Annotated in this window: 16 protein-coding genes and 1 pseudogene; 8 read left to right on the plus strand and 9 right to left on the minus strand. The window is 53.1% G+C overall.

All coding sequences use genetic code 11. From position 1 onward, the window contains the following. Window positions 1-17 precede the first annotated feature (17 nt). Together U8T64_RS01490 and U8T64_RS01495 are read left to right on the plus strand one after the other, a co-directional pair. The gene (locus tag U8T64_RS01490) at window positions 18-1,133 is read left to right on the plus strand and encodes an MGDG synthase family glycosyltransferase (protein WP_322180250.1); all 1,116 of its coding nucleotides are present in this window, start codon (window positions 18-20) and stop codon (window positions 1,131-1,133) included. Window positions 1,134-1,157: 24 nt separating this feature from the next. Next, window positions 1,158-1,829 (plus strand): glycerol-3-phosphate acyltransferase, encoded by a 672-nt coding sequence (locus U8T64_RS01495; RefSeq protein WP_322180252.1) that lies wholly within the window; start codon window positions 1,158-1,160, stop codon window positions 1,827-1,829. 421 nt (window positions 1,830-2,250) lie between these two features. Here U8T64_RS01495 and U8T64_RS01500 read toward each other — a convergent pair whose 3' ends face one another. Continuing rightward, window positions 2,251-3,006: a C39 family peptidase gene (locus tag U8T64_RS01500; RefSeq protein ID WP_322180253.1), complete on the minus strand. Its 756-nt coding sequence runs from the start codon at window positions 3,004-3,006 to the stop codon at window positions 2,251-2,253. A 529-nt stretch (window positions 3,007-3,535) separates the two neighbouring features. Next, window positions 3,536-4,747 (minus strand): murein hydrolase activator EnvC family protein, encoded by a 1,212-nt coding sequence (locus U8T64_RS01505; RefSeq protein WP_322180255.1) that lies wholly within the window; start codon window positions 4,745-4,747, stop codon window positions 3,536-3,538. 954 nt (window positions 4,748-5,701) lie between these two features. Here U8T64_RS01505 and U8T64_RS01510 point away from each other — a divergent pair. Then, a complete protein-coding gene (locus U8T64_RS01510) occupies window positions 5,702-7,477 on the plus strand; it encodes a phosphoenolpyruvate carboxykinase (GTP) (RefSeq protein WP_322180257.1) in 1,776 nt (591 codons plus the stop codon). A gap of 1,381 nt (window positions 7,478-8,858) precedes the next feature. On the opposite strand, the gene U8T64_RS01515 is transcribed toward U8T64_RS01510, so the two are convergent. The 3 genes from U8T64_RS01515 to spoIIP form a co-directional block, all read right to left on the minus strand. Further along, the gene (locus tag U8T64_RS01515) at window positions 8,859-9,212 is read right to left on the minus strand and encodes a hypothetical protein (RefSeq protein ID WP_322180259.1); all 354 of its coding nucleotides are present in this window, start codon (window positions 9,210-9,212) and stop codon (window positions 8,859-8,861) included. 47 nt (window positions 9,213-9,259) lie between these two features. Further along, window positions 9,260-9,529: a hypothetical protein gene (locus U8T64_RS01520; protein WP_322180261.1), complete on the minus strand. Its 270-nt coding sequence runs from the start codon at window positions 9,527-9,529 to the stop codon at window positions 9,260-9,262. Between the two features lie 273 nt (window positions 9,530-9,802). Further along, window positions 9,803-10,915, minus strand: coding sequence for a stage II sporulation protein P (gene spoIIP, locus U8T64_RS01525; RefSeq protein ID WP_322180263.1), 1,113 nt, complete (start codon window positions 10,913-10,915; stop codon window positions 9,803-9,805). A 201-nt stretch (window positions 10,916-11,116) separates the two neighbouring features. Between spoIIP and U8T64_RS01530 the strand changes: the two genes are divergently transcribed. After that, complete coding sequence (locus U8T64_RS01530) at window positions 11,117-12,484, plus strand: citrate/2-methylcitrate synthase (RefSeq protein ID WP_322180265.1); 1,368 nt, start codon at window positions 11,117-11,119, stop codon at window positions 12,482-12,484. A gap of 267 nt (window positions 12,485-12,751) precedes the next feature. Here the strand turns inward: U8T64_RS01530 and U8T64_RS01535 are convergent, their stop codons facing one another. Next, window positions 12,752-12,943: a large ribosomal subunit protein bL28 gene (locus U8T64_RS01535; RefSeq protein WP_322180267.1), complete on the minus strand. Its 192-nt coding sequence runs from the start codon at window positions 12,941-12,943 to the stop codon at window positions 12,752-12,754. A gap of 368 nt (window positions 12,944-13,311) precedes the next feature. On the opposite strand from U8T64_RS01535, the gene U8T64_RS01540 reads away from it, so the two are divergent. Then, window positions 13,312-13,593, plus strand: coding sequence for a CD3324 family protein (locus U8T64_RS01540; RefSeq protein ID WP_322180269.1), 282 nt, complete (start codon window positions 13,312-13,314; stop codon window positions 13,591-13,593). Window positions 13,594-14,145: 552 nt separating this feature from the next. Here the strand turns inward: U8T64_RS01540 and U8T64_RS01545 are convergent. Further along, on the minus strand, window positions 14,146-14,967 hold the full coding sequence (locus U8T64_RS01545) for a sugar phosphate isomerase/epimerase family protein (RefSeq protein ID WP_322180271.1): 822 nt from the start codon (window positions 14,965-14,967) through the stop codon (window positions 14,146-14,148). A 356-nt stretch (window positions 14,968-15,323) separates the two neighbouring features. Between U8T64_RS01545 and U8T64_RS01550 the strand changes: the two genes are divergently transcribed. From U8T64_RS01550 to U8T64_RS01560, 3 genes are read left to right on the plus strand one after another with little or no spacing between them, the layout of a single operon-like run. After that, window positions 15,324-16,727 (plus strand): MurT ligase domain-containing protein, encoded by a 1,404-nt coding sequence (locus tag U8T64_RS01550; RefSeq protein WP_322180273.1) that lies wholly within the window; start codon window positions 15,324-15,326, stop codon window positions 16,725-16,727. Continuing rightward, window positions 16,717-17,415: a hypothetical protein gene (locus U8T64_RS01555; protein WP_322180274.1), complete on the plus strand. Its 699-nt coding sequence runs from the start codon at window positions 16,717-16,719 to the stop codon at window positions 17,413-17,415. The genes U8T64_RS01550 and U8T64_RS01555 overlap by 11 nt, the downstream gene beginning before the upstream one ends. A gap of 54 nt (window positions 17,416-17,469) precedes the next feature. Then, window positions 17,470-18,045, plus strand: coding sequence for a P-loop nucleotide/nucleoside kinase family protein (locus U8T64_RS01560; protein WP_322180276.1), 576 nt, complete (start codon window positions 17,470-17,472; stop codon window positions 18,043-18,045). Between the two features lie 78 nt (window positions 18,046-18,123). Here the strand turns inward: U8T64_RS01560 and U8T64_RS01565 are convergent, their stop codons facing one another. Continuing rightward, window positions 18,124-18,750, minus strand: coding sequence for an S-layer homology domain-containing protein (locus U8T64_RS01565; protein ID WP_322180278.1), 627 nt, complete (start codon window positions 18,748-18,750; stop codon window positions 18,124-18,126). A gap of 39 nt (window positions 18,751-18,789) precedes the next feature. Further along, window positions 18,790-19,896: pseudogene (locus U8T64_RS13850) on the minus strand (leucine-rich repeat domain-containing protein); the annotation flags it as partial. Window positions 19,897-20,010: the final 114 nt, after the last annotated feature.

Below are 20,010 nucleotides of genomic sequence, written 5' to 3' on the forward strand. Positions count from 1 at the left end.
AAGCGAGGAATGCGCATATGAAGGTTTTGATCCTCTCCTGCAATACCGGGCAGGGGCACAATTCCGCCGGGCTGGCGGTCAAGGAAGAGCTGGAACGCCGGGAGATCCCCTGCGAAATGAAGGACGCTCTTTCCTTTGCAAAGGGCCATGCCTCCCGTACCATCAGCGGCGCGTATATCAGCATGGCCACCAAAGCCCCTTCCCTGTTTGGCGGCCTGTACCGGCTGGGCGGGGCCATCAGCTCCCGAAAAAGGAAATCTCCTGTTTACTATGCCAATACCCGCTATGCCGGCCCTTTGAAGGCCTATCTTGAGGAACAGGGTTTTACCGCCGTGGTAACGCCTCACTTATTCCCTGCCGAGACCCTGACCTATCTGAAACGGCGGGGCGAGCTTTCCGTTCCCTGCTATGCCGTGGCAACGGACTACACCTGCATTCCCTTTTGGGAGGAGACCGAGCTGGACGGGTATTTTCTTCCCCACAAGGATCTGATCCCCGAATTTGCGGAAAAGGGGCTTTCCAGAGACAGGCTGATCCCTACCGGGCTGCCGGTCTCCGGGCGGTACCTTGCGCGCATGGAAAAAAGGGCAGCCCGGAAAAAGCTGGGCCTGCCGGAGGAAGCTCCCGTTTTTCTGGTGATGACGGGCAGTATGGGCTTTGGAGATATTTCTTCCTTCACATTAGACCTGCTGCTGACCTGCCCCAGAGAGGCAAGCATTGTGATCCTCACTGGGAATAACGAGCCCCTGAAAGCGAAGATCGATAAGGATTTCACCAGGGAGCGCCGGGTGCGCACCGTTCCCTTTACCAAGGAGGTAGCGCTGTATATGGACGCCTGCGATGTACTGCTTTCCAAGCCCGGCGGCCTCACCAGCACCGAGGCTGCCGTAAAAAATATTCCGCTGGTCCACACCCGGCCCATACCGGGCTGTGAAACAAAAAACGCCCGGTTCTTTTCCTCCCGGGGGCTTTCCCTGTTTGCGGAAGAGCCGAAAGAAGCGGCAAAGGCCGCGGCCCGGCTTGCCGCCGATGAGGCCCTGCGGGAGAAAATGCGGGCCCGGCAGCAGGAGATGATCCCGAGAAATGCGGCGGGCGCTGTGGTTTCTTTCCTGCTGGAGCGGGATCTGAGCTAAGTTATCTGGAAAGGAGCGTCCCTTATGGAAAACCTTGCCTATTTCAGAGAGCTGTTTCGCTATTTTCTGTGCGCCCTTCTGGGCTTTGGCCTGGGCGGCGTTCTGTTTTCCTATCACCTTCCCAAGCTTTTGAAGGGGATCGACGTGTATGAAGCCAGCGCCGACCACAATCCCGGCACGGTAAACGCCTTTCAGAGCGCCGGCGTTCCGGTGGGGGTTCTGTGCCTTCTCTGCGATCTGGGAAAGGGCTTTCTGCCGGTGTTTTTCGCCATGCGCCTGGTAGACCCCTCCCGGCTGTGGTTCGCCCTGATCCTTTGCGCTCCGGCGCTGGGACATGCCATGGCGCCGCTGTATCATCACCGGGGCGGAAAGGCCATTGCCGCCGCTTTTGGGGCGCTTTTGGGCTTACTTCCCGTCAGCTTTCTGGTATTTCTGCTGGCGGCGCTGTACCTTTTCTTTTCCCTGATCCTGGTGGTCCGCCCCCACGAGCGCCGCACAGTGGTGACCTTCGGCCTGTTTTCCATACTTTCCGCCCTTGCGGCCTTTCGCACCGGCAGATGGTCCTTTGCTTTGGGGGCTGCCCTGCTTTCCGCGGTGGTCATTGCAAAAAATTATCGGGACGCCAAGCTGGAAAACAGCGCGAGGGGCTTTCGACACAGACAGAAAAAGGAAGAACCGCGGATAAAGGAATTCTAAAAGAATAGCAGGCGCGTTGCAGTTTTTTCTGCGATGCGCCTGTTTTAGATGCTAGATATTAGATGTTAGACGCTGGACTGTGGTGGCACCTTCGGTGCAATTAGAAATGGAAAGCAAGGACGGGTGATAAATGATAGTTTTACACACAGTTCCCAACTGTCATTCTGAGGAACGAAGTGACGAAGAATCTCGTCCTTAATTCCGGGAAAAGGGCAAAGAACGAGATTCTTCACCGAGAAAGCAAGGCCACCTTGCTTTCTGTTCAGTAATGACAAGGCAGAGAGCGAGTGAGTAGCCGTTAAATCCCAATTTAGTGAACTCTGCTCTTGACCTTCCATTGCTAATTGCTCATTGTGTCCACTGCACGCTGTGACCACATTTTGTAAAGGGCCCGCATTTTCGCCTTTATGATTCAAAGGTTCTAGTCCATCGGTACCAGAGCAACCGCCTGCCTGCCCAGGGCTTCGTAGGCTTCTTCTGTTTCTTTTTTGAGATAATGGGTCTCCTTTCCCGCCATGGGGTCGTTAAAGGTATAGCCTGTATCGTCCCAGCCGGTGAGCACCAGGCAGTGCATGGGGTAGATCCACTGAAATTCTTCTCCGGTTTCCTCCAGAAAAAAGGAATCCTCCATTTGAGGCGGTTCCATATTGATGGTTGCCCACACCAGCACCGGAATGCCCTGCCTGACATATTCCTCACACAACTCCGGAAGGGAATTCCCCTTTGGGGCTTCCACGGAAAGCCGCCGCATATCGGGCCGTTCCTCCAAAAACCGTTTCAGAGAGCTTTCGATCACCGGCGCATAGCAGCCCCAGCCCCCTTCCGTGCGGGGATCGCCCGGAAAGGCCAGGCGGGGGTCGCACCCTACGATGCGCCCTTCCCCGTTTTCATGGGGCGCCGTTCCCAACGGAAGGTATCCATCTACAAATTCTTCTACTGTAACGGTCACATCGAAATATTGAAGGACCATTACGGCTGAAACGCTCTCACACCCGGTGGGCCAGTCCCCCCGCTGGTCGAGAAACGGAACGTTCAGCGGAAGCTTTTGATCTCTGCCAATGGCAGAGATCCCGGAAGGGTTCCCTTCCGGGCCGCCCAGCTCAGCGGCGTTTTTCCACATTCCAAAAGTGCGAATGGTCATGAGAAGGCACAACGCCAAAGCTACAAGAACCGCCACGGCCCGAATGCGCCTTTTTCTCCTCTTTTGCCTCCGCATTTCTCTTTCCGCCCGCATAACTTCCACCTCCGCGTCTGTTTTCTATACATTTAGATGCGGCAAAGGGCAAAAATGTAACACGCCATGAGAAGGGAAAATGAGCAATTAAGGGAAAGGGCAGAATACGCTAAATTGGGACTTAGCATGTCAGTTATTAGTCGTGAGTAGTTAGTGGTTAGAAAGAAAACGGCCCCTTTTCTGTCATCCTGGACGAAGTGAAGGATCTCGTCCTTTGCCCTTTTGCCCTGGAATTAAGGACGAGATTCTTCGTCACTTCGTTCCTCAGAATGACAGTAGGGAACTGTGTGTAAAACTATCATTTACAGCGTTGTTTACAACGCTTATATCCTTGCCCTTCATTGCTCATTGAGCATAACGGTGTCACCACCGTCCAGCATCCAGCATCTAGAATCCAGCATCTAAAAAAGGCCGCTGCAAAATGGATCATTTTGCAGCGGCCTTTGCCTTCTGTATTCTTATTTTTCCGGGCTTACAGGAAGTTCATGGGGTCTACCCGGCTGCCGTTCTGGTACACTTCAAAATGCAGGTGGGGGCCGGTCACATTGCCGGTGGCGCCCTCATAGCCTACGATGGTGCCTTTTTCCACCCACTGCCCATTGGAAACTGCCAGAGCGCTGAGATGGGCATACCGGGTGGTAAAGGTGCCGTTGTGATAGATCAGTACATAGTACCCCCAGGAATCTCCCCAGGAGTCGTAATCGTTGGCGGCGATCACCGTGCCGGATTCCGCCGCTACCACCGGCGTGCCGTAGGACCCGGCAATATCCATGCCCCGGTGGCCCGCATAGCCGCCGTAATAGCAGGATACATAGCTGACGCCCGGCAGGGGCCAGATGGGGTTAAAGCCCTCTACCCCGCCGCCTCCGGTGGGATAGTTGACATCGGAGCCCATATATTCGCCGCCTCCGGCAGCCGCCTGCTGGCGCTGCTGTTCTTCCCATTCCTTCTGCTTGGCGATCAGCTCTTCCATTTCCTTATCGTTGGCTTCCCGCTCCGCCGTGTTTTTATCCAAGGCGTCCTGAGTGGCGTTTTCCGCCTCCTGTAAAGAGGCAAGAGCGGCGGCGTTTTCCTGGTACAGCCCGTCCAGCTCTTCCTGCTGGCTCTCCAGCTTTTTCTTCAGGTCGGCTACCTTCTTTTTGCTGGCCTCGCATTCCTCCCGCTCGTCCTGGGTGCTTTCCATATAGTCTTCAATGGCGTCCATCATCTTTTGATCGTGGGCGGACATGGTTTTCACCAGCTCGCTGCGCATAGCAAAATCACTGAAGCTGTTGGAATCCAGCAAAATTTCCAGCGTGCTCACATTTCCGGCCTTGTACAGAGCAACCAGCCTCTGCTTGAACCGGTCAATGGTATCCTGCATTTCCTGCTGGGATTTCTCCAGCTTCAAAGTCAGCTCGGTAATATGTAGGTTCAGTTCGTCAATATCCTTCCGCGCGGAATCGATCTGGGTCTGCACCACATCGATCTTCTGCTGCAGGGCTTCCTGATAGGCCCGTTTTTCCTCTTCGTTGTTCCGCAGGCCTTCCAGCTTTTCCTCCAGCGCCTTCTTCTCTTCCTCCAGCTTATTTTGCTCCGCCTCGACCTCGCCCAAGGTACGGGCAATAGCGTTTCCGGGAACCGCCGTAAACAGGCAGATAGCCAGTGCCCCCGCCGCCAGGCGCTTCCATAGCTTCTGTTTCATAAAAGCTTTTCCTCCTTGTCGTTCCATAAAGAATGAAGCTCTGATTTACATAATTCGTCCTTTTATCCTGTAGATTCTACTCCATTTCACAAAGATTATTTTTCCTTTACAGAATTAACCTGTAAATTTAATTTGAAATTGGTGCCCTTATCCCGAACAACCACTACATATGGCGATTTGAAAAGAAAAACCGGCAAATTTTTTAAAAAATTTTCTTAGATTATTTTCTGAGATCTTCTTGAAAACGAGAGAACTTCCCTGCATGGCGGCAAAAAGGGGAGAAAATTGACGGCTGCGCTCGTGTTCCTGCTTGGTGCGGAAAGATCATTTCCGACCTGACTGGGAGCAGGTTACTAAATTGTAGCTTTTAGCACACACCCTTGGCTTTCTCGCCTGTCGGCTCGGTTGCTGTGCCCCGGTGGGGCACGCCCAGCAACGACCGAAGCGACAGCTGAGAACGGTTCGCACCAGCGGTCTCGCCTGTCGGCTCGGTTGCTGTGTGCCGGTGGCACACGTCCAGCAACGACCGAGTTGACAAACGAGAACGGGTCAGAGCGGTTGCTGTGCCCCGGTGGGGCACGTTCAGCAATGTCTGAAGCGACAGCTGAGTTCTCCACTGGAGACCTTCCCCCCACCGGGACGCGCTCACCCTATCGGCGGTCCCCCGCCCCTTGCGGAGCAAGGGGCGGCAAAGGACAGATAAATCTCAATTTGCAGCCATGCTCTTCCTTTCATCGCTAATTACTAATTACTAATTGCTAATTCCCCATTGCCTTTTCTATAAAAGAAAAGCCCGTCAGCGAAAAAATTTTTCCACGGAGCCTGCCTGAACCGCTTTCCTATATTTAACAAATTTTTCATTGATTCCCGAACGCTCCTGTGATAAAATAAAACTGGGTTACGAGGACCCAAAATAACGCATTGATTTGCCATTGGGCGAAAGGAGAAATAAACATGACCAACAATAAGTCCGTCCTCAGCTGGATCGAGGAAATGAAGGCGCTGGTCACTCCCGATCAGATCGTGTGGATCGACGGCAGTGAGGAACAGCTGGAGGCCCTGCGCAAGGAGGCTTGCCAGACCGGCGAAATGATCAAGCTGAACGAGGAAAAGCTGCCCGGCTGCTACTATCACAGAACCGCTCCCAACGATGTGGCCCGTGTGGAGGACCGTACCCTGATCTGCTCCCGCAGAGAAGAGGACGCCGGCCCCACCAACCACTGGAAGGATCCCCAGGAAGCCTATAAGATGCTCTATGATATTGCCCGGGGCACCTACAAGGGCCGTACCATGTATGTGATCCCTTACTCCATGGGCCCCGTAGGTTCTCCTCTCGCCAAGATCGGCGTGGAGCTGACCGATTCTATTTACGTTGTTTTGAACATGTCCATCATGACCCGCGTGGGCCAGAAGGTGCTGGACGTGCTGGGCGACAGTGAGGACTGGGTAAAGGGCCTTCACGCCAAGTGCGATGTTGACCCCGAGAAGCGCTGGATCTGCCAGTTCCCCGAGGACAACACCATTATTTCCGTAAATTCCGCCTATGGCGGCAACGTGCTGCTGGGCAAGAAGTGCTTTGCCCTGCGCATCGCCTCCTACCAGGCCAAGAACGAGGGCTGGATGGCCGAGCATATGCTGATCCTGGGCATTGAGAATCCCCAGGGCGAGGTAAAATATGTATGCGCCGCGTTCCCCTCCGCCTGCGGCAAGACCAACCTGGCCATGATGATCCCGCCCGAGGGCTACAAGAAGAAGGGCTACAAGGTGTGGACGGTAGGCGACGATATTGCCTGGATGCGTCCCGGCGAAGATGGCAGGCTCTATGCCATCAACCCCGAGAACGGCTTCTTCGGCGTGGCCCCCGGCACCAATATGAAGTCCAACCCCAACGCCTTGATCTCCACCCAAAAGGGCACTATCTTTACCAATGTGGCCCGGAACCTGGACGACAACACCGTGTGGTGGGAGAGCCTGGATAAGAATCCCCCGGTCAACGCCGAGGAGTGGAAGGGCGAGCATGTAAACGGCCCCGCTTATATTGCGGACGGCAATAAGCTGGCGCATCCCAACAGCCGCTTTACCGCCCCCACCGCAAACTGCCCCTGCCTTTCCAGCGAGTTTGAGAATCCCAAGGGCGTTCCGGTTTCCGCCATCATCTTCGGCGGCCGCCGCCCCGATACCGTACCGCTGGTCTATCAGTCCCGCAGCTGGAACAATGGCGTGTTCATCGGCTCCATCACCGGCTCTGAGACCACCGCCGCCGCTGCTGGCGCTGTAGGCGTGGTGCGCCGCGATCCCATGGCCATGCTGCCCTTCTGCGGCTACCATATGGGAGACTACTTCCAGCACTGGATCGAAATGGGCGAAAAACTGGGCGACAAGGCTCCCAAGATCTTCAACGTTAACTGGTTCCGTGTAGATGAGGAAGGCCACTTCATTTGGCCCGGCTTTGGCGATAACCTCCGGGTGCTGGAGTGGATCCTCAAGCGCTGTGAAGGCACTGTGGACGCGGTAGAGACCCCCATTGGCTTCGTGCCCCATGCTGAAGACATCAATCTGGAAGGCCTCAGCGACTTCTCCATCGATACCCTGAAGGGCATTCTGGAGGTCGATAAGGCAAAGTGGGCCAAGGAAGCAGCCGGTGTAGAGGAATTCTACAAGCAGTTTGGCGAGAAGCTCCCCGCCGCGCTCCGTGCCGAGCTGGAGACCCTCAAGAAGAATTGCCAGTAAGCCGTTTAACAAAATCATTTTCACCCTCTCAGAAAAAGGGCAGCCGGAAAACCGGCTGCCCTTTTTAGATGGCTGATTTTGAATGTGGAACAGCAGCGGCGAGGCGCTGCGGCCACTCGTGCCCCTGCTTGGTGCAGGAGAGAAGTTCCTGCGCCGACCGGTAGTTAAGCGATAAATTATAGTTTTACACACAGTTTCCTACTGTCATTCTGAGGAACGAAGTGACGAAGAATCTCATCCTTAATTCCGGGAAAAGGGCAAAGAACGAGATTCTTCCCTGAGAAAGCAAGGTCTCCTTGCTTTCTATTCAGTAATGACAAGGCGGGAAGCGAGTAAGTAACCGTTAAATTTCAATTCATCACATTAACTACCCTCTTTGTCATTGCTGAGCAAAAAGCGAAGTAAACTCCGCTTTCCCGGCAAAGGATCTCGACCTTGTTTTCTGGGAAAAGAGCCAAAGGGCAAGATTCCTCACCAAGAAGCAAGGCAAGCCCTGCTTTTTGTTCAGAAATGACAGGAGGGAAAAGTGAATGGCTTGTCGATAAATTTAGTTTAGCGAACTAGTCGTTAGCTGTTAGTAGTTAGTCGTTAGAAAAGGATAAGTCCCCTCTTTTGTCATTCTGAGGAGCATAGCGACGAAGAATCTCGCCCTTCAAAAGACCCGAAGGGCGAGATTCTTCACCGAGAAAGCAAGGTTGCCTTGCTTTCTGTTCAGGAATGACAGGAGGAGAGTAAGCGGCTCTCCTCTAAATTATAGTTTAGCACACACCCTTGGCTTTCTCGCCTGTCGGCTCGGTTGCTGTGCCCCGGTGGGGCACGCCCAGCAACGACCGAAGCGACAGCTGAGAACGGTTCGCATCAGCGGTCTCGCCTGTCGGCTCGGTTGCTGTGTGCCGGTGGCACACGTCCAGCAACGACCGAGTTGACAAACGAGAACGGGTCAGAGCGGTTGCTGTGCCCCGGTGGGGCACGTTCAGCAATGTCTGAAGCGACAGCTGAGTTCTCCACTGGAGACCTTCCCCCCACCGGGACGCGCTCACCCCTGAAAGGGGTGCTGGTCTCCGGTGGAGACCGTCCAGCACCGACCGAAGCGACAGCGTAGAAAGCTGTCACGGCAAAGCCGTGACTGAGGGGTTCCGCAGGAGGGAAGAAAAGCACAGGTTTTGTGCGGGTTTCCAGCGAGCCGGAACCTCTCCACCACCTAACAGTGGTCCCAGAAGGTTGCAAAGCAACCTTCTTCCCCTATTCAGGGGAGGCAAGGGGTTAGTGCTATTCGTAAGTTCGCCAAATTCCAATTTAGCATACTATGTCTTTTTTCGCCCTTAATTGCTAATTCCTCATTCCTGATTATCCTCTGCCGCCCGTCTCTCACAACAACCGTCTATCTTCTCACTTCAATATTCCGGTGATAGCGGCGAGGGGATACAGGGGTATAAACAGACCGCGTGACCCGATAGGGCTGCTTCGGGGTGCTGACGGTGCGCACCGCTTTTCTGCGCCGTTTAGGCCTGCTGCTTAAGGCCACCGCCAAAACCACACCTAAAAATCCCAGCCCGACTAAACCCCAGCCTAAAACTCCAATCAACCGAATTTCCGGAACGGGAGAGGCCTGTATAGGCTCCGCTAAAGGCTCCTGCGCGGGAACAGCACAGGTCACGCCGATGCTGGCGCACCAAAGCAATAAAAAAGCAATGGCGATAAACACCGCCCAAAGGCGTGTATCTCTGATCTTCACGCAGTCACCTCCCCACTCTATATGGTATACCAATTATATTATAACAACTAGCTGTGGGGAATACAACTAAAATCCAGAAGAAAATTATAAAATTTGTCGATTTCGGTAATATTCACTCGCTTTTCCAAGCCCAGAAGCTTGATTTGCAGCTCTGTTTTCCCGCCGGGCAAGTCCTGCTTCTCAAAGGGAAGATCACTGTCCCCAAAGCTCAGCCGCCTGCCCTGGTAGTCCACAGTGAGCAAGCCGGCCACGGTAAGCAAAAGAAACAGCGAAAATCCCAAAGAATATAAAAAGGGCTGTCTGCTTTTCTTTTTCATAGGAACTTCCTCTCTGCTTTTCAAGCTTCCGGCTTTTTTACGGATTAAGCTCTAAACACAGAAATTAGAATTCCCCTATCCTTCTTTTTTATTGAGCGTGGCAAAAATTTCTTTTAGAACTTGCAGCTTCACTTGGCGAGGGCGAATTTTCCAGCGGATCTCATGGAGAACAAAACACAGCTCCCCGTAAAATTCTCCGGAAAGCTGTGCGTTCTATTGGAACAAGTCTTTATTCTTTTTGAAATTTTGAAACAGGTTCCCGGCGCCTTCGCCTTATTGTTGCAGTCCGTCAAAGGTTTCCGCCAGGATCTCCCCCAGCAGCTTACCGGAATATTGGGCTTCGGAAACCGTGTTTACCTCGGTGCCTACCTCCACCAGCATAGAGCCTTTTGTGGCGTTCATATTGTATTTGCTGTCTGAAAAATCCAGGGGCCGGGTCAAGGCGGGGTACAGCTCCGCCGCCTTTTGCTGCACCCGCAGGATCAAGTGCAGATTATCCCGCCAGTTGGGAAAATCATCCCAATCGTCATTGGCGTTGCACCCTGCCAAAAGCATGATCTGCGCCGCCTTTCTGCCGTTTATTACCGTGGTGGGCTTATATTTTAATCCCTCCTGAGTGGTCATGGAATCCCGGTGCAGATCAATGGTCACCTGAATTCCCGGGTGTTCCTCCAGATTTTTCTGGATCACCTCCCAGGAGCGGGAATAGGAACCGTTAAAGAGCGTGTCGTTGATGGTGGTATCGTGCACCACGCCGTAGCCATGGGCTTCCAGCTCCTTTTTCAGCGCCTCTCCCGCCGCTACCACGCTCATTTCCTGATTTTGTGTGCGGGTTTCCATATCCGTATAATAAAAGCCCGTATAATTTTTGGAATAGGATTCCGAGGTATGAGTGTGGTAGATCAGCACCTCTACGCTGCCGTCTCCTTTCAGCTGTACCGCCGGGGCCTCCAAAAGTTCCGCGTTCAGATCGGTACCGGAATCTGTGGTATCCCGCACAAAGAAATTACTGATCTGCGTACCGCCGTCCAGCTCGATCTCCTCCACCGGGGCGCTGGCCCTTTCCGGGTCGGGAGTGGCGGTAGCTCCGGGCAGCTCGTCTCCGAAAACAGGTACAATGCCGTCATCGGCAAGAAACAGCGTTTCCTCTCCTTGCTCCGAAAGCCTTGTCTGCTCCAGGCTGGAAATTCCGGGAACTTCGGGCTCCTTGCTTTCCGGCGAAGAAGCGGCTTCCGCCCGCATTCCCGCCGCAAAAAACAAAGCGTCCGTTCCCTCTGCGGCGGCCCAGCTTTGCACGGCGGAGCCTGCACACCACAGACAAAGAGCAAGGCAGCCAAAGGCCGCGCCATTTTTTAAGAGATGAACCCAGGATTTTTTTCTTCTCATGGATCGGTTCCTTTCCAATGCTCTGCGGCACTGTAAAAAAAGTTTACAAATTCTCTCTTGCAGTGGCCTCAGGTATTTTGCTATAATAAGATGGATATTTATACATTTGCCGGTTTTAGCTTTGATTGACAAAGGGGAGGCGCCGGCAATTTTTTATAGTAGGAAAAATCAGATGTAATATCGTAAGAAAGGAGTTTTTCTATGTCTATTTATTCAGAGATCAAGCCGGAGGTCCGAAAGCTTGCCGACCTGTGCGTACAAAGCAGCCAGATCGATCCCGCGCTTTACACCCAATACGATGTCAAACGGGGTCTGCGGGACTTAAACGGAAAGGGCGTCCTCACGGGGCTTACGAAAATTTCCGAGATCATTTCCAGCAAAACGGTAAACGGCCAAAGCGTCCCTTGTGAGGGTGAGCTTTATTATCGGGGCTACAGCGTGGAGGAGATCATTCGCTGCCTGCCTAAAGGCGATAATTTCGGCTATGAACGCACTGCCTACTTATTGCTGTTCGGCAGCCTTCCTACCAGGGAACAGCTTCAGGAATTCTGTGAGCTGCTGGCGTTTTACCGCACGCTGCCCACAAGCTTTGTGCGGGATATCATCATGAAGGCCCCCAGTGGGGATATGATGAACACCCTGGCCCGCAGCGTTCTCACTCTCTATTCTTATGATGAAGCCGCCGAAGATATTTCCGTACCCAACGTGCTTCGCCAAAGTATTCAGCTGATCGCCCTGTTCCCTTTGCTTTCCGTATACGGCTATCAGGCCTACCGCCACTACCACGACGGGCAGAGCCTGTTTATCCATCAGCCGGATCCCGCCCTTTCCACGGCAGAAAATATTCTGCGCATTCTGCGCCCGGACTGTAAATATACAGAGCTGGAAGCCAAGGTACTGGATATCGCGCTGATCCTTCATGCCGACCACGGCGGCGGCAACAACTCCACCTTTACCACCCATGTGGTGACCTCCTCCGGCACGGACACCTACTCCGCTATCGCCGCGGCCCTGGGCTCCCTGAAGGGCCCGAAGCACGGCGGCGCCAATATCAAGGTGGTAAAGATGTTTGAGGATATCAAAACCCATGTAAAGGATTGGAACGACGATGAGGAGATCTCAGCTTATCTGAAAAAGCTGCTGCACAAAGAGACCTTTGACAAGGCCGGTCTGATTTACGGTATGGGACACGCCGTTTATTCCGTTTCCGATCCCCGCGCGAAAATCATGGCCAGGTTTGTAGAGGGGCTTTCCCAGGAAAAGGGCCGAACCGATGAATTCCGGCTTTATTCCAGCGTGGAGCGGCTGGCGGTACAGCTGATCACAGCGGAAAGAAAAATTTACAAGGGCGTTTCCGCTAACGTGGATTTTTACAGCGGCTTCATCTACAGCATGCTGGATCTGCCCATGGAGCTGTACACGCCCATTTTCGCCATTTCCCGAATCGCGGGCTGGTCCGCCCACCGCATTGAAGAGCTGGTAGGCGGCGGCAAGATCATTCGTCCGGCCTACAAGGCGGTGCAGGAGCATCGGGAAATCGATGGCAAGGACAAGACAGCAATGCAATGAGCAGCGAGGCGCCGCAGCCACTCGGGAACCCTCTTGGTACAGGAGGGCAGTTTCCAGCCCGACCGGCGGGAGGGTACTTATTCCCCGTCTGTCATTCTGAACAAAAAGCAAGGAGAACCTTGCTTTCCCGGTGAAGGATCTCGCTCTTTCGTTGTTAGTTGTCAGTAATGAGTCATTAGAAAGGGCAGACTCTTCTCTATCTAACAACTAACAACTAAAAAAGCAGGGGCCAGCTGCAAAATTTTGCAGCTGGCCCCTGCTTTTTCCCTACCCCTGCTTGCGCAGGGTTCTCATGCAGCGGGTGCATACGGTAAGCTTTTTCCTGCCCACCGGCGTATCGATGTGCATGGTATGCAGATTGGGCTTGATCTTTCTGGGCTTTCTGCCGTTGATATACATTCTGTCGTGGGCCACCTTATTTCCGAAAACCGTGGTTTTTCCACAAAGCTCACAGCGCAAGGAACTCCCCTCCTTTTCCTGGTTTGGCAAAAACAGCGGAGGGCTCTTTCTCTGTGCTTCAGTATACTCAGTCTGAAGGGCATTTTACAAGCTACATCTCAAAGCAGAATTGAAGCCGCGCCTTTGCGGGGAGCAAAGTTTCTACAGAATCATATCCGCGCTGGAAAACCCCGGGGAAATCTGCTATACTGAAGCATGAAATGGCAAAAACGCGGAGAAAAAAGGGGGGGAACCAGGGTATGACCCAAGACGTACAGCGTGCATAGCAAAGGCTATTGCACAAGACCATAAAAATGATAACGCGATAGCCTTTGCTCATCTTAAAAGTAAGGGGGATCTTTCATTTCCCGAAATTTAGGAGGAGCAATATGCGCTATGCACGCGCCCAGGATATTCTGCCCCAGCAGCTCTTAAACGAGCTGCAGCAGTATATTGACGGGGCATACCTTTACATTCCCCGCAAACAGGGAAACCGCCTGGCCTGGGGAGAGCGAACCCACAGCAAAAGGGAGACCGCAGCCCGCAACCGTTCGATTTTTCTGGAGGCACAGGCCGGAAAAGAGGTCGCCGCCCTGGCGGAAGCCTATTTCCTGGCGGAAAAAACCATTCGCCGTATCCTGCTGGAGGAGCGAAAAAAACAAGGCAAATAGCCGGAGCTGTTGTAAAATGATCCATTTTACAACAGCTCCGGCTTTGCTTTTGTTTTTGGCGCCGAAGGTCAGGCGGCAGACACATGCAATGAGCAATGAAGAATGAGTAGTGAGCAATTTTAAAGGCATAGTACGATAAATTGGAATTTAGCATGTCAGTTGTTAGTCATGAGTAGTTAGTTGTTAGAAAAGGAAATGGCCCCTTTTCTGTCATCCTGAACGAAGTGAAGGATCTCGTCTTTTGACCTTTTACCAAGGGATCAAGAGCGAGATTCTTCGTAAAGAAGCGAAGCTTCTTTTCCTCAGTAATGACAAAAGAGAGGGCTTGTTCTTCTCTAACAACTAACAGCTAACGACTAGTTCGCTAAACTATAACTTATCACGTCACAATTCATGGTTTTGCCCTTCATTTCTAATTGCTAATTGCTCATTTCTCATTGCTTATGCCTCCCTCCGGCAGCTAAAAAGGGCCCGCCGCGGAAAAACTGCGGCGGGCCCTTTCAAAGTCCTTAAAAACTAACAACTAACCTCTAACTACTAACAACTGCCCTGTTACCAGCCCTGCTCCTTCAGGTACTGGCGGCTCAGGGTGATGGCCTCCATGGGGGTGCGGCCGATGGACTGATCCTGCTCCACCACCACCCACTGGGCGCCCGCTTCCACGGAAGCCTCCAGAATGGAGGGGAAATGCTGGTCGCCGTGGCCTACCGGGCGGAACTCAAAGGTGCCGTGGCTCTCCTGCTCCTCCACATCGGTGCCGATGAGCTGATACATGTTGGCGGGCTTGCCCTCCTTGTGGAAATCCTTCAGATGAACCACCGGCGCGCGGCCCGTATACTTGCGGACATAGGCGGCGGGGTCCTCCCCGGCCACGTTGACCCAGCAGGTATCGATCTCGGTCTGCAGCAGGTCGGCGGGAATGGTATCGTAAATGTAATCCAGAGCATAGCGGCCATCGGGCATTTTCACAAACTCAAAATCGTGGTTGTGATACAGAGTCTGAATACCGTGGGTCTTGCAGGCCTTGCCGATCTCTTCAAACAGCTTTACATTCCCCTCAAACTTGGGAGTGCCGGGACGGTCCTCTTCCATCAGATAAGGAATGGCAATGTACTTCACGCCGATCTCCACATACTTCTGAATGGTGCCCTCCATATCGGCCACCAACTCCTGGAAAGGAACGTGGGCGGAAACAGCCGCCAAACCGGCCTCCTCGATAGCAGCCTTGATCTCACTGGGGGCCAGCCCGTAAAGTCCGGCAAGCTCCACGCCATCATAGCCGATTTCCTTGATCTTTTTCATAGTGCCGCGAAAATCTTTTTCCGCGTCGTCACGAACGGAATAAACCTGTACTGCAACGGGCAAAGTTTTCATAAGAAACTCCTCCAAACTGAAAAGTAACTGACAACTTTATCATAGTGCAAAAACACCGAAAGGTCAAGAGGCCGGGCTTGAAAATTACACAATATATTGCTATACTAAAGGGCAGATGCCGGATTCCGGATACCAGATGCCAGACAACGGCGGCGCTGCCGCGCAGCGCACGGAAAGAAAGAGCGGGAATTGTGATGCGATAACAGGTTAGCAAACTAGTTGTTAGTCGTTAGTCGTTAGAAAAGGCCCGAACCTCTCTAACAACTAATTACTCACAACTAACAACTAACATGCCAAATTCCAATTTACCGCACTTTGCCCTTATTAACCCCTCTGTCACGCGAAAGGATCTTACTATGAAGCGAAATCTCCGGTTTTATTTTGCGCTGTTCTTTGCCAAGGGAACCGCGCTGGTATTAAAGCTGATCCGCCGGAAGGGCACCTCCATGCCCGGCTCCTGGGCCATTATTCTTTGTCCGGATTTTCTGGGCCGCATGCCCAGGCCGAAAATCGTGATCGGCATCACGGGCACAAACGGGAAAACCACCGTGGCGAATATGGTGGAGGACGTGCTTTCCGACCGGGGGTACGATTTTGTGTGCAACCGCTCCGGCACCAATGTGAATACCGGCGTGGCCTCCGCCCTGATCGCCAATTCCACCTTTTTCGGCAAGCCCAAAAAAGACCTTGCCATTTTTGAGCTGGACGAGCGCAGCTCCCCAAAGATCCTGCCCTATCTCAAGCCCGATCTCCTGCTCTGCACCAATCTGTTTCGGGATTCCTTCAAGCGCAACGCGCACATTGAATTCATTGTGGATATTCTGAACGGCTATATTCCCGACAATACCCGGCTGGTGCTGAACGCTGACGACCTGCTTTGCGCCGGGCTGAAGCCGGAAAATCCCCGGGCCTATTTCGGCATTGACCGGCTGCCCTCCGATCAGACGGAATGCCATAACCTGGTGCGGGATATCACCGCTTGCCCTCAGTGCGGCGGAAAGCTTTCCTGGGAGTTTGTGCGGTATCACCACATTGGCAGAGCTCACTGCCCCGCCTGCGGCTTCCACTCTCCGGAGGCTCAGTACCGCGCGTCAAAAATAGACGGCGAGCATCACCGCATGACCGTAACGTTTGGCGGAAAGGAACGGGAATTCCCTCTGCCGAACCAGGCCACCATCAACGTGTATAACTCTCTTTCCGCCATTGCCCTGCTTTCGGAATTCGGGCTTGCCCCGGAGGAGATCGCCGCCTCTATGGACAAGCTTTCCATCAGCGCCACCCGGTACAGCGAAGAAGAGGTAAACGGGCGGAAGGTCATTCTGCACCTGGCGAAGGGACAAAACCCCATTGCCTGCTCCCGGGCCTTTGAAAATATTCGGGACTACCCCGGAAAGAAAGCTGTCATTCTGTTTTTAGACGACTATTTCGACGCCGCCCATTCCGTGGAAAACACTGCCTGGCTTTTTGATACGGATTTTGAATTCCTGCGGGACGAAAGCATCGTGCAGGTCATTGCCGCCGGAGCCCGCCACTGGGACGTTGCCCTGCGGCTGCTTCTGGCGGAGCTCCCCAAGGAAAAGCTCTCCCATCTCCGGGAAAACGAGGCGGCTGCCGGAGAGCTGCGGGCCGAAAACGCGGACGCCGTGTTTATTTTGTACGATGTTTACACCATCGGCCTGGCCAACCACGTAAAGGAGCAGGTCAAGGAAATTCTGGCGGGCCTGCCGGAGAAGAAGGAGGAACCGTCCCATGCGGATTGAGATACTTTTCCCGGAAGTCTGTAACCTGTTCGGAGATATGAGCAACATGCGATATCTGAAAAAATGCCTGCCGGAGGCGGAGTTTCTGGAAACCCCTTTGGATCAGGAGCCCCTGTTTCTTTCCGAGCCTGCGGAGCTTGTCTATTTAGGCCCCATGACGGAGCGCACTCAGGAGCGGGTGATCCAAAAGCTGCTTCCCTTCCGGAAAAGGCTTCAGACTCTGATAGAGGGCGGCACGGTTTTTTTCTTCACCGGAAACGCTTTGGAGATTTTGGGAAGCCGCATTGAAACCGATACCGGAAAACAAATCGAAGCACTAAACCTTTTCCCCTTTTATGCCAAACGGGATATGATGCACCGGCACAACAGCACCTTTTTGGGCAGTTTCCAGGGCAAGGAGCTCATGGGCTTCAAATCTCAGTTTACCTTTGCCTATCCCGAAGGGGAGCTTCCGGGTCTGTTCCCGGTGAAAAAGGGCGTTGGCCTGAACCCCAAATGCCCCTTTGAGGGCATTCATTACCGCAATTTCTTCGGCACCTATCTTTTGGGGCCGCTGCTGCTCTTAAATCCCGATTTTACCCGGTATCTCCTTTTCTGCATGGGCGCGGAGGCCGCCTCCCTTGCCTTTCCAGAGGAGCTGGAGGCTGCTTATGAGGCCCGGCTGAAGGATTTTCGGGAAAAAACCTAGTTTTTGGAGAGATGCGGACAAGCATGCCCCAGCAGCTACAAAGGAGAGCGCCTCATGGAAAACAAGCTGATCGTGATCCAGGGCTATCTGGCCGCCGGAAAATCCACCTTTGCCCGACAGCTCTCCACAGCCCTGAAAGTTCCCTGCTTTGTAAAGGACACCTTCAAATCCGCTCTGTGCGAAAGCATCGAGCTGGCCAGCCGGGAGGAAAGCAGCCGTTTTTCCGCCGTGACCTTTGACGGCCTGCTGTATATCGCCGAGCAAATGTTGGAGGCAGGGCAGCCTTTGATCCTAGAGGGGAACTTCACTCCCCCGGGCGTAAAAAAGAAGGACGAGGCCGGCGCTTTGCAGGCCCTGCTGCGGCGTTACCACTGCCGCTCCCTCGCCTTCCGCTTTACCGGAGACACCCGGGTTCTCTTTCAGCGCTTTACCGCCCGGGAAAATAGCCCGGAGCGGGGAAAAGCGAATACCATGGGGGTTCCCTTTTCCCAAGCGGATTTTGACGGCTGGTGCCATAACCTGGACGGCTTTACCCTGGGCGGGGAAACCATAGAGATCGACACCACGGACTTTTCCGCCGTTGATTTTGAGCAGTATCTCACATCTGCCCGGCGGTTTTTGAACAGTTAGCTTTGCAAAAGCCACCCCCGGCTCAGCGTATTGCTGAGCCGGGGGTGGTTTCGTTTTTTCTTATTCCAGCCAGAGCGTTTATCCCTCGCTGCGGTACAGGAAGCTGACGATCTGGGCGCGAACGCATTTGCTTTCCGGGCTGAAGGCGGTTGCGCTGGTACCGGCGGTGATCTTCTTTTCTACCGCCCATTTGACCGCGGTTTCATAATACGCGCCGGGCTGTACATCGCCGAAAGCGGCTCCCGCGGCTTCGGGCGAGCCCTCCTTTCGCCAGAGGAAGGTGACGATCTGGGCCCGGGTGCAGGGAACCTCCGGGCTGAATTTCCCGGCGCCGGTACCGGCAGTAATGCCCTCTTCCACCGCCCACTGCACGGCTTTTTCATAGTAGGCCCCGGCCTTTACATCGGTAAATCCGGCGGCAGTACCCTGGGGCTCCGGCTCTCCCGCCGCCCGCCACAGAAAGGTCACGGCCTGGGCCCGGGTGCAGGAAGCGTTGGGGCTGAAATGGATATCATCTGTACCCGCAGTTATGCCTTGCTCTGCCGCCCACTGCACGGCGTTGATATAGTATTGCCCTGCGGGCACATCCACAAACCCGGTGGGAAATTTCTCCGTGGGAAAAGCCTTTGCCACAAAACGAAGCTTATGCTCCTTTGCGAAAGCTTCCGCGTAGCTGCCCACTGCTCCATAAATGGTCAAATCCATCGACGGAACCTCTCCAAGCCCATTCAAGGAAAATACTGTGGGTTTTATTTTCAAAACACTGGGAGGGATGGTAAGGGCTGTAAGGTTCGTGCAGCCGGAAAACACGGCCTGTCCTATCTCGGAAACATTTCCAGGAATTATGATAGAGGATAGCCTGCTGCAATCCGCAAAAGTCCAGTCTTTGATTTCCGTAATGCTGTCAGGAATGGTAAGAGATGTAAGGCTCGTGCAATCGTAAAACGCGCCTTCTCCTATCTTGGAAGTATTTTCAGGAATTGTTATAGAGGATAGCTTGCTGCAACTCGCAAAAGCCCAGTTTCCGATTTCCGTAACGCTGTCAGGAAGAGAAACTGTGGTCAGGTTGTAGCATTCTGAAAAGGTATAGTCCGCAATAGCCTTAATCTCCCCAGAAAGAGTGACAGAGGTCAGGCCACAACGAGAAAACGCTTCGTTCCCCAACATGACAACACTAGCGGGAAGGGAAACAGAGGTCAGACTTTTGCAATCGCAGAACGCAGAATCCCGAATCTCTGTAACGGTGTCCGGAATCGCTACAGTACTTAAAGCAGTGCAGGCAAATGCCCGGGAATGGATTATGGTAACGCCTTTGGGAATTGTTATGGAGGTTAATCGTCCACAACTTTCAAACATACCCTGCCTGATTTCTGAAAGGCCATCGGAAAGGGTCACAGAATTCAGATTATCGCAATATGAAAATGCTTTGCTTCCTATCTCTTTAACACTGCTGGGTAGATTCACAGACATGAGAGATTTACATGCAGAAAACGCCGAAGTCCCAATTTTTTCTACACTGTCTGAAATGGTAAGAGAAGCAAGATTCTTAAACCAATAAAATGCAAATTCACCAATTGCGGTAACTCCGGGGCCTACAATAACTACTTGGGTATCTTGCTGAAAGGATTCCCAGGGTCTTTTGTCCAGGATTTGAGTTTCCGCAGGATAGTCCTCCATTGCCCCCGTTCCTGAAATGACCAGAGTCTTAGTAGGTGCGTCATAACTCCAGGTCACACCCTCACCACAAGTTCCTGAAAAGGCTACTTCCTTCGCCCCGACCGCCATAGGCACACACCCCATCAGCAAACAACAAACCAACAATAAGCTTATCAAGCGCTTTCCTTTTTTCATACAGCACACCTTCCGAAATTACTTTGAGGAAAAAGTTTAAGCCGCAAGACGCATTTCGATACAGCGCCGACAGCTTATCTGTTACTTTTCATAATAGCACTGATCTCTTTTTAA

This window comes from Neglectibacter caecimuris (genome assembly GCF_034335015.1).
GTDB classification, from domain to species: domain Bacteria; phylum Bacillota; class Clostridia; order Oscillospirales; family Acutalibacteraceae; genus Acutalibacter; species Acutalibacter caecimuris_A.